General features: G+C 72.4%; 10 protein-coding genes. 8 read left to right on the top strand and 2 right to left on the bottom strand.

Annotated elements, in window-relative coordinates; all coding sequences use genetic code 11:
• The 5 genes from QZ483_RS10320 to QZ483_RS10300 all read left to right on the top strand — a co-directional run.
• A partial coding sequence (locus tag QZ483_RS10320) for a hypothetical protein (protein ID WP_297083660.1) occupies positions 1-194 on the top strand: 194 nt, incomplete at its 5' end.
• Positions 191-1300, top strand: coding sequence for a hypothetical protein (locus tag QZ483_RS10315; protein ID WP_297083658.1), 1110 nt, complete (start codon positions 191-193; stop codon positions 1298-1300). The genes QZ483_RS10320 and QZ483_RS10315, both read left to right, overlap by 4 nt.
• A 123-nt stretch (positions 1301-1423) precedes the next feature.
• Positions 1424-1591 (top strand): DUF4244 domain-containing protein, encoded by a 168-nt coding sequence (locus QZ483_RS10310; protein ID WP_297083656.1) that lies wholly within the window; start codon positions 1424-1426, stop codon positions 1589-1591.
• Between the two features lie 23 nt (positions 1592-1614).
• Positions 1615-1911, top strand: coding sequence for a hypothetical protein (locus QZ483_RS10305; RefSeq protein WP_297083654.1), 297 nt, complete (start codon positions 1615-1617; stop codon positions 1909-1911).
• A complete protein-coding gene (locus tag QZ483_RS10300; protein WP_297083652.1) occupies positions 1908-2249 on the top strand; it encodes an Rv3654c family TadE-like protein in 342 nt (113 codons plus the stop codon). Before QZ483_RS10305 ends, QZ483_RS10300 begins: the two co-directional genes overlap by 4 nt.
• A gap of 173 nt (positions 2250-2422) precedes the next feature.
• Here QZ483_RS10300 and QZ483_RS10295 read toward each other — a convergent pair whose 3' ends face one another.
• Both QZ483_RS10295 and QZ483_RS10290 read right to left on the bottom strand, forming a co-directional pair.
• Positions 2423-4381, bottom strand: coding sequence for a hypothetical protein (locus QZ483_RS10295; RefSeq protein WP_297083651.1), 1959 nt, complete (start codon positions 4379-4381; stop codon positions 2423-2425).
• On the bottom strand, positions 4378-4938 hold the full coding sequence (locus QZ483_RS10290; RefSeq protein WP_297083649.1) for a SigE family RNA polymerase sigma factor: 561 nt from the start codon (positions 4936-4938) through the stop codon (positions 4378-4380). Before QZ483_RS10290 ends, QZ483_RS10295 begins: the two co-directional genes overlap by 4 nt.
• Positions 4939-5123: 185 nt before the next feature.
• Between QZ483_RS10290 and QZ483_RS10285 the strand changes: the two genes are divergently transcribed.
• The 3 genes from QZ483_RS10285 to QZ483_RS10275 all read left to right on the top strand — a co-directional run.
• Positions 5124-7454, top strand: a complete 2331-nt coding sequence (locus QZ483_RS10285; protein ID WP_297083646.1) for a sodium-translocating pyrophosphatase — start codon at positions 5124-5126, stop codon at positions 7452-7454.
• A gap of 193 nt (positions 7455-7647) precedes the next feature.
• The gene (locus tag QZ483_RS10280; protein WP_297083644.1) at positions 7648-9198 is read left to right on the top strand and encodes an MFS transporter; all 1551 of its coding nucleotides are present in this window, start codon (positions 7648-7650) and stop codon (positions 9196-9198) included.
• On the top strand, positions 9195-10164 hold a 970-nt coding region (locus QZ483_RS10275), incomplete at its 3' end, for a M20/M25/M40 family metallo-hydrolase (RefSeq protein ID WP_297083641.1). The genes QZ483_RS10280 and QZ483_RS10275, both read left to right, overlap by 4 nt.

Below are 10164 nucleotides of genomic sequence, written 5' to 3'. Positions count from 1 at the left end.
CCGCCGCCTTCGACGCGATCCTCCACGTCGAGCGCACGGCGACGGGACGGGTGCTCGCGGCGGTGTCGCTGCCGACCCGAGCGACCGGGTCCCTCGAGGTGAGGATCGCGCTCCGTCGCACGCCGACTGGCGCGATGTCTGCGGGACCTGCGTACGCCGAGCTTGCGCGCGGCCTGGGGTGGGGTGTCGCGTGAGAGCGACGGCCCGGCACGGTGCGCGAGGGGGTGGCCCCGACGCGGCGGCTGTGCTCGCGGACGTCACGGCGCTCCTGCGCTCCGGCATGGACCCCTCGCGCGCGTGGGCGGCCGCGGGCGTCGAGGTCGACGCCGAGGGCCTGCCCCGGGTGGACCGGCTGGGCGGCGACGCCGTGGCAGCCCGCTGCGCGCTCGCAGGATCCCGCCTGGCCCGTGAGGTCGGGGCACCGCTCGCGCGCGTGCTCATGGCGGTCGACGAGGCCCTCGCTCGAGTCGCGGTCGCCCGCGATGCCGCCGAGGCCGCGCTCGCGGGCCCACGCATGAGCGCACAGATCCTGCGGAGGCTGCCGCTCGTCGGAGTGGGCCTGGCCGCCCTCGTCGATCCGAGAGCAGTGAGGACGCTCGTGATGTCCCCGGCGGGCTGGGTGCTCGCCGCCGCGGCCGCCGGGCTGACGTGGGGTGGAGCGCGGTGGATGGCGCGCATGGTGCGCGCGGCCGGAGGTCCTGGAATGGCCGATGCGCGGGCCGAGATCCCGGTCGCTGTCACGTGCGCGCTGGTGGACGCCGCGTTGGGCACGGGCATGCCCGTGAGTGACGCGTGCCGCCGCGTGGCAGGCGTGGTGGACGAGCACGGCGGGCGCGCGCTCGTCGAGCTGGCCGATGCGCTCGACCGCGCCGCCGGTGACGGTCCAGCAACCCCGGGCCCGTGGGGCGGGGGCACGGCACGAGGCGCCCGGCGCCGCGGCACGTCGCGCCCCGCCGCGCGGTTCGCACGTCGCGAGCGGCGCGGCTCGGACTCCGCACCGCACACCGTGCTCGGCGCGCTGCGGCGGCCGCTCACGCTCGCGGTGGAGACGGGGGCGCCTGCCCGACCAGGCATCGCCGCCGCGACCGCGCGCCTGGACCGTGACGAGCGGCGGCGGGCCCAGCGAGCCGCGGGGGAGCTGGGCGTCCGGCTCACGCTGCCGCTGGCCCTGTGTCTTCTCCCCGCGTTCGCCCTCGCGGGCGTGGTGCCGATGGTCTACGCAGTGGTGGCGGGAGCCGGCCTGGGTGACCTGGGCGGAGTCCTCGACCTCGACCTCGATGTGCCTGCTCCGGCACCGTGAGCCGTCCCCATGTCGCCACCCCTCCGCGTCGTCCCCAGAAGGGGGACTCCGGCCGAGCAGCCGGAAGCCACAGCGCCGATGCTGGCGCTGTCCCCGGCGGCCGCCGGGGCGGAAGGGAGAGACATGATCCGATGGATGGACCGGTGGCGAGACGACTCCGGCATGGCGACCACGGAGTACGCGCTGGTGACGGTCGCCGCGGCGGCCTTCGCGGGCATCCTCATCGCCCTGGTGAGGTCCGACGAGGTCCGCGAGCTGCTGGCCGGCATTCTCCGGTCCGCGTTCGGGTGAGCACCCGGGCCGACCGTGGGTCGGTGTCGGTGGAGCTGGCCGCCGCGCTGCCCGCGGTCGTGCTCGTGCTGGGCCTGGTGCTCGCTTCCGTCGCGTGGGCGCGGAATGCGGTGATAGCGGCCGATGCCTCGGCGCTCGGGGCTCGAGTCGCTGCCGTGGAGGGTGCGGCGGCCGCTCGTGCGGCCGTGGAACGAGTCGTGAGCGGCGCCGTGGTCGAGGTGAACACCTCGGTTTCGACGGTGGCGGTCGCCGTGACGCTGCCTGGTCGCGGGTGGCTGCCGCACGCACGCGGCCGATCGGTGGCGGTGATCGAACCATGAGCGAGCGAGGCTCGGCGACGGTGCTCGCGCTGGCACTGGTGGTGGTAGCGCTGGTGCTGGGCGCCGCCGTGGTGGCCCTGGCGGGGCAGGCGCATGCGCGCGTGCTCGCCCAGCACGCGGCCGACGCCGCAGCTCTGGCGGGCGCCCGTCAGGCCCGGACGGCCGTGGCCTCGGCGCAGATCCCCGACGGTGTCGCGTGCGAAGCCGCGCGCAGGGTCGCACGAGCGGTCGAGGCTGAGCTGGCCTCGTGCGTCGTGCGGGGCGCAGATGTCACCGCTGAGGCGACCGTGTACGGTGTCTCGGCGGTGGCGGTGGCGGGACCGAGGAACACGGGGTGAGGCGCCGGGGTCAGCGCGAAGGTGAGCCCGGAGGCGGCGCGGCTGAGGGGGTCACGCCGCCCCCGGGGGCTGTGCGACGTCGCCCGCAGTGGACCGGGCCACGCTCTTGGCGACATCCTTGCACAAGCGGGCACGCTGGCGGGAGAGATTTCGGTGAATTCTCAGGCACTTCTTCAGCGAACGGTCACTGTCCCCAGCGACGTCCAGACCTGGAGGTCGATCCAGTCATACTCACCGTCCGGTGCCGGCGCGATCGCGACGTCGGTGTCCGGCTCCTCTCCCACGTCGGCCAGGCCCGACGAACCCGACGAGCCGCTGGTCGCGGCACCGCCAATCCCGGGCGACTCGATGGTGGGCAGATCCACCGCATCGTCCCCGTCGCCTGCACGGTCGAGAAGCACCGCCTGCTGCTCGGCCTCGATGTCCTCGGCGACGTCGTTGTAGGCGACGTCGCCGTAGGCGATCCACGCGTCGTTGCTGAGGCTCAGCGACTGCATGGTCAGCACCGTGTAGGTTCCCGGGCCCACCTGCCACGAGCCATCCTCGCTGGCGCACCCGTTCACGTCGCGCCACAGGAAGTCGCCGGCCGTGGACTCACCGGGCTCGAGCAGTCCGTCGCCCCCGGGCCAGGGGAGCACGGACAACTCGTCCACGGCGGCCCCGTCCATCGCCCGCTCGATGCCGTATCCCCCGCGATCGAGGCTCTCGGGATACCCCTCGGCGACCACGCGCCCGTCCTGCACCAGGTACAGCGCGGGCTGCGCGGAATCCCAGAAGTTCGGGATCGTGTAGTCGGAGACGTTGCGCACCTCGCTCGAGACCACCGGGTTGCCATCGACCACGAACCCGTAGCTCACCGAGATCGACGTCGGCAGGTCGACGCTCACGTCGAGCAGCCCCATCTCGGCAGACTCGGACGGGAAGCGCGCGTCCTGCCCGTCGCCCCAGACGCAGCCGTACCACTGCTGCTCCTCATCCATGCGGCGGGCGTCGTAGGACACCACCCAGCGCTGCGTCCCGGCCGCCATGGACCACGTCGAGCCCGCGCGGGTCTGGTCGAACAGCTCGCGCGCCGCCTCAGGAGTGAGATAGCCGTCGGGCAGCGGCTCGGGCTCGACGGGTTCCGGAGCGGGCTCCGGCTCAAGGGGAGTCAGGTAGTCCGCGAACGGATCATCGACGGGCTCGCCTCCAATGACGAGGGCTACGGGTTGGGCCGCGACTCGGAACTGCTCGAGCACGAGCGCGCTCGCGTCCGGGGACACCGGCCCGGGCTCACCGGAGGACACGGTGCTGTCTGCCATGCCGTCGCCCTCGCCGCCCCCGCTGGCGTCACCGGCATCGTCGGAGCCGTCGTCCGGCATCGACTCCACGACCTCCTCAGAGGCACTCGGCTCCGGAGTCATCTCTCCGTCGCCCGTCGAGTCCGCGGTGCTCGCGAAGCTCTGCCACGCGTGGATCTCGTACTTTCCGGAGGGCAGCGGAGTGCCGTCCCAGCAGTTCACGAGGTCGACCTCGTACGTCGCGGTCGACGTCTCGCCCTCGGCGAGGACCACGTCCTGCAGCCCATCCGGGTGCTCGACCATCTCGTCGGCGGGCCCGTACGCGAACAGGGGGCTCTCGTGGATCGCGCCCACGACGATGCCGTCCCAGGTCACGACGTAGTCGGGTCCCGCGGTGAGCAGGTCCACATCGGCCAGCGCGGTCGCGTCGAACGACACCTCGACGGACGAGCCCGGCTCGACCTCGTCAGAGCCGATGCGGGTGGCGAGAGCAATGCTCGGCTCGCCGAACTCCTGGCTATCGACGGTGCCGCCGCACAGCGCGAACGCCAGGCGCGAGTCGGCGGTGGCGCCTTCGAGGCTCTCCTCGGTCGCGATCTCGCCGTCGTCCATGGCGGCGTCCGCCCCGGCCTCCATGCTGACGCTGTCGTCGGACTCGTCGGAGCCGGCCATCGGCAGCCCTACCGCGCCGAACGCGAGCACCGCCACGGCGCCGGCGCCCACGAGACCGGTCGACCCGGCGCGCACGGCGCGCTGGCGCTTCACCCGGCCCGCGACGGCGCCCACGGCGACGGTCGCATCGTCCACCGGCGCGCGGTCTGCGGCGCCCCTCAGTGCGTCTGAGAGCTTCATCGTTCGTTCCCTTCCTGCGAGCGGCGCGAGGCCACGGGAGCCCGGGCCGCATCGGCCGTATTTGCGTCCTCGAGCGGTCCGAGCGCCAGCTCCAGCTGGCCCAGCCCGTCGCTGAGGTAGCGCTTCACGGTTCCCTCGGCGATGCCGAGCGTCCGTGCGACCTGAGGAACCGTGAGGTCGTCGAAGTACCGCAGCACCACGCATGCCCGCACGCGGGGCGGCAACGTGGCCAGCGCGTCGGCCACCTCAGAGCCCGCCTCCACCTGGCCCATCCGGTCGGGCGCGTAGGCGTCCGGCCGGAACAGGTGCTGGACCCGCTGCCACCGCTGGCTGCGGCGGTACTGGTCCACGAAGGTGGTGGTGATGGCCCGGCGCACGTAGCCCTCGGCCTTGACCGCGGTCAGTCCCTTGCGCTCCCTCGCGAAGGTGCGCACGAGCGCGTCCTGCACGAGGTCCTGGGCCTGCACGGGGTCACCGCAGACCAGGTACGCGTAGGAGAGCAGAGCGCGTTCTCGGTCGCGCACGAGCGCCTCCATCGTGTCCTGCCACTGAGACATGTCCCCTCCGGAGTCTCGGCCTTGAGTCGGTCCTGTCGGTTTCTCGCAATGTCGACGCACAACCTGCGAAAAACGTTGGGTCGCCCTCGGGTGTCCCTCGCTCGCGGTCCCATCGTCCCCTAGACTCCCCGCATAGCCGGTAGCGCGACAACGAGGTCGCGCAAAGGACTCGTCAAGGAGGACGAATGCCCACCGCAGTCACGACCGACCTCGAGGTCGGCGGGTCCAGTCTCACCATCGTCGCCGTCATCGGAGCGATCGCCGCCGCCGCGCTGATCTTCTCCTTCGTGCTGCGTCAGCAGGTGCTCAAGTCCGCCGACGGAACCCCCAAGATGAAGGAGATCGCGGGCGCGGTCCAGGAGGGCGCATCGGCGTACCTGAACCGCCAGTTCCGCACGCTGGTGCTGTTCGCCGCGATCGTGTTCGCGCTGCTGTTCCTGCTGCCCGGCGATGCTGGCGTGCGCATCGGCCGCTCGGTGTTCTTCCTGCTGGGCGCGGGTTTCTCCGCGACCATCGGCTACATGGGCATGTGGCTCGCGGTGCGGGCCAACGTGCGAGTCGCGTACGCCGCGACGCAGGACTCCGGCCGCGCGAACGGCGCGCGCATCGCGTTCCGTACCGGCGGCGCGGTGGGCATGTCCGTGGTGGGCCTGGGCCTGCTGGGCGCGGCCGCGGTGGTGTTCCTGTACCGCGGGGAGGCAGCTGCGGTGCTCGAAGGCTTCGGCTTCGGAGCGGCGCTGCTCGCGATGTTCATGCGCGTGGGCGGCGGCATCTTCACCAAGGCCGCTGACGTGGGCGCGGACCTCGTCGGCAAGGTCGAGCAGCACATCCCCGAGGACGATCCGCGCAATGCCGCGACCATCGCGGACAACGTGGGCGACAACGTGGGCGACTGCGCCGGCATGGCCGCGGACCTGTTCGAGTCCTACGCCGTGACGCTGGTCGCGGCGCTGATCCTGGGCAAGGCCGCGATGGGCGAGCAGGGGCTCGTGTTCCCCCTGATCGTCACGGCGATCGGCGCGATCGTCGCCGCGGTGGGCGTCTTCATCACGAAGGTCCGCAAGGGCGAGTCCGGACTCGCGGCGATCAACCGCGGCTTCTACGTCTCCGCCGCGATCGGCGCCGTTCTCGCCGCCGTGGCCGCCTTCGTGTACCTGCCGTCGTCGTTCGCCGAGGTCGGCACCGACGCCATCGCCGACGAGTCCGGCGACCCCCGCATCATGGCGACCGTCGCGGTCTTCGTCGGCATCGGGCTCGCTGGCCTGATCCTGTGGCTCACCGGCTACTTCACCGACACCGCCAAGAAGCCCACGCGCCGGGTCGCGGAAACGTCGCGGACCGGAGCCGCGACGGTGGTGCTGTCGGGAATCGGCATCGGGCTCGAGTCCGCCGTCTACACCGCGACCGTGATCGCCGGCGCCGTGGTGATCCTGTTCTTCGTCGCGGGCGGCTCCGTGACGCTCGCGCTGTTCCTCGTGGCGCTCGCCGGCTGCGGACTGCTCACCACCGTGGGCGTGATCGTCGCGATGGACACGTTCGGGCCGGTGTCCGACAACGCGCAGGGCATCGCTGAGATGTCCGGCGAGGTCGACGACGAGGCCGCGCAGACGCTGACCGACCTCGACGCCGTGGGCAACACCACCAAGGCGATCACCAAGGGCATCGCGATTGCGACCGCAGTGCTGGCCGCGACCGCGCTGTTCGGCTCGTACCAGGACGCGGTGACCACGGCGATCAGCGACGCGGCCGCCTCGCTCGACGACTTCTCCTACGAGATCATCAACCCGCTCACGCTCGTGGGCGTGATCATCGGCGGCGCGACGGTGTTCCTGTTCTCCGGCCTGGCGATCGACGCCGTGACGCGCGCGGCCGGCGCGATCGTGTTCGAGGTGCGCCGCCAGTTCCGCGAGCACCCCGGCATCATGACCGGCGAGGAGCGTCCGCAGTACGGCCGCGTGGTCGACATCTGCACGCGCGACTCCCTGCGCGAGCTCGCCACCCCCGGCCTGCTCGCCGCCATGGCACCCATCTTCGTGGGCTTCGCCCTGGGCGTGGGCGCTCTTGCCGGCTTCCTCGCGGGGGCGATCGGCACCGGCGTGCTCATGGCCGTGTTCCTTGCGAACTCGGGCGGCTCGTGGGACAACGCGAAGAAGATCGTCGAGGACGGCCACCACGGCGGCAAGTACTCGCCGGCGCACGAGGCGACGGTCATCGGCGACACCATCGGCGACCCGTTCAAGGACACCGCGGGCCCGGCGATCAACCCGCTCATCAAGGTGATGAACCTGGTCGCGCTGCTCATCGCGCCGGCCGTGGTGCTGCTGTCCTATGGCGCGGATGCGAACCCCTGGCTGCGCTGGGGGATCGCGGGCATCGCCGCGCTGATCGCGATCGTGGCGGTCGCGGGGGCGTCGCGGCGCTCGCACGCCGCGGGGGTCGAGGAGGAGGCCGATGAGGTGGCTGAGTCCGGTGATGGCGTGTCGGTGGGCGACGCGGTGGACGAGAAGGTCGAGTGATCCGGGCGCGCCGCTGGCCGTGTGGAGGATTCGAGTGGGTGATGGCGTGAAGCGTCCGCCAGACTCCTGCGTGAGATGGGGTGCGGTGGGCCGATGCGCGATGCGGCCACGAGGGCCCTCCGATACCACGGGGGTCTTCCAGGCGAGTCGGCACGGACACCCGAGCGAAACGTAACGATGGGACCATGGGCGCATGATTCGTTCCCGTGCCGCCCTCGCCGGCGGAGTCGTGGGCGCGCTCGTGGTGGTCGAGGCCACCTCGGGCGTGATCCAGGGCTACTACACCCCGCTCCTCACTGACATCGCCCGCAGCCTGGGCATCAACGACGCCGACGTCAACTGGTTCGAGGCCGCCCAGCTGCTGCTCAGTTCGATCGTGGTGCCCGTGATGGCCCGCATGGGCGACATGTTCGGCCACCGTCGCATCTTGATCGCGTCGCTCGTGGTGACCATGCTCGCGAGCTTCGGCATCGCGTTCGCGCCCACCTTCCCGGTCTTCGTGATCGCGTGGGCTCTGCAGGGCTTCTACGTGGTCTGGCTGCCGCTCAACGTCGCGATCATCTTCTCGCGCGCCCGGTCGCGCCCCGACGGACCCGCACTCACGCGCAAGGGCGCCGGCATCATCGTGGTCGCGCTCCAGGCCGGCGCGATCCTCGGCGCGCTCGCGGGCGGCCAGCTGGGCGGTCTGCTCCCGCTGTGGGGTGCGCTCCTGGTGCCGGCCGTGATGGTGACCATCGCGCTCGCGGTCGTGCTCTTCAAGGTCCCCGACACCGGCGTCCGCGGCGGCGGCACCATCGACACGCGCGGCACCGCGATCCTCACCGTCGCGCTGCTGGCGATCATGAGCGGGCTGTCGCTGGTGCGTGTGGACGGCGTGACCGTCTGGGTGATCGGCATGGTCGTGGCCGGGGCGGCCGGGCTGTGGCTGTTCGTCAAGGTCGAGCAGCGCACCGAGCACCCGCTGGTCGACATGACCATGATGCGCAGCCCGTCGCTGTGGCCGGTCATCGTGACCGCCGCGCTGTTCGGCGTCTCCGTCCTGGGCGCCCAGGGCCCGCTGTCGACCTTCGCGCGGACCAACCCTGACGAGGTGGGCTACGGACTGGGCCTCACGTCCGCGACCGCCTCGTACGTGATCGGCGCGTACGTGTTTTCGCTTCTCGTGGGCGCCGGAATCTTCGCCCGCATCTCCGCCCTGCTGACGCCGCGCCTGGTGCTCATCGCCGCATCGGCCCTGGTGGCGACCGGATACCTCGCGCTGATCCCGTTCCACGCGGGCGTCGCCCAGGTGACCGCGTGCATGGTGGTCGCGGGCCTGGGGTCCGGTGCGCTGGTCGCCGCGCTGCCGGCCGCTGCCGCCGCGGCCGCGCCGCCCGAGCACACCGGCGTCGCCACCGGTCTCACGAACACCACGAAGACCATCGGCGGCGCGTTCGCGTCTGCGGCCTTCGCGATCGCTCTGGCATCCGGCGCCACAGCGGCGCTCGACGGCGGCGAGTCCACCGCGGGCTCCGAGTCCGGGTACATGACCGTGTGGGCGATCTGCGGCAGCACCGCGCTGGTCGCCATGGTGTTCCTCTTCGCCGTGCCCAAGGTCGCCTTCACCTCGAGCGCCGATGCGCTGGTCGCCGAGGCGGGCGTGCCCGGCTCGGGGGTGCCGATGGCGAGCACGCTCGAGGATGCGGCGGAGCCGACCGCGGCGGGCGACGCGACCGCGACCGGCACTGATGAGGCGGAACGATGAGGCTGCGGAGGCGGGGCCGTTCCGACTCGCCGGACGTCCCGAACCCGGTGGCGGAGGCGGCCGCGCAGCACCTGGCGGAGGCGATCCGGATCCGCACGGTGACACCCCCGGACGGGCCCCTGTCCGACGCCGTTCGCGCGCCCTTCGACCTCTTGCGCACCTTTCTCGAGGAGACCTTCGCGACGACCTTCGCGGCGGCCGAGGTCGAGGTGGTCGGCCGCGCCGGGCTCCTGCTCTCCATCCCCGGGGCGAGCTCCGAGCGGCCGGTGCTGCTGATGGCCCACCAAGACGTCGTGCCGGTGCCCGCCGACTGGGAGGCCGAGGGATGGGAGCACCCTCCCTTCGACGGTGTGATCGCGGACGGACACGTCCACGGGCGCGGCTCTCTCGACGACAAGGGCGCGCTGATCACCCTGCTCGAGGCGGTCGAGGGGCTGCTCGCGGACGGCTGGACTCCTGCGCGCGACGTGCTCCTGTTCTTCGGCGCGGACGAGGAGGCCTCGCACGCTAGTGCGGAGGCGCTCGCGGCGCTGCTGCGCGAGCGCGGCATCGAGCCGTGGCTCACCGTCGACGAGGGCGGAGCCGTCGCCACCGGGGCGTTCCCGGGCATCAAGCAGCCGCTGGCCGTCATCGGCGCGACCGAGAAGGGCGCGCTGACGGTCCGGCTCACGGCGTCGAGCGCCGGCGGCCATGCGTCGACGCCCCCGCGGACGTCGGCGCCCGGCATCCTCGCGCGCGCGATCCTCGCGATCGAGGACACTCCGGCGCCCGCGTCGGTCCACGACCTCACCGTCGAGATGTTCGAGCAGATCGCCCCGCACGCGCCGCGGTCGATGCGGGGGGTCCTCGCGCGGGCGGGCTCGCTGCGCGGTCTGCTCACCCGCGCGCTGCCGCGACTCAGCCCTGAGCTCGGCGCGGTGGTGCGCACCACCTACGCCATCACCCAGCTCCAGGGAAGCCCGGCGG

It is taken from the genome of uncultured Demequina sp. (genome assembly GCF_913055775.1).
GTDB lineage: Bacteria > Actinomycetota > Actinomycetes > Actinomycetales > Demequinaceae > Demequina.
Note: the sequence above shows the minus strand (reverse complement) of the source record. Positions and strands in the feature narration are given on the sequence as shown.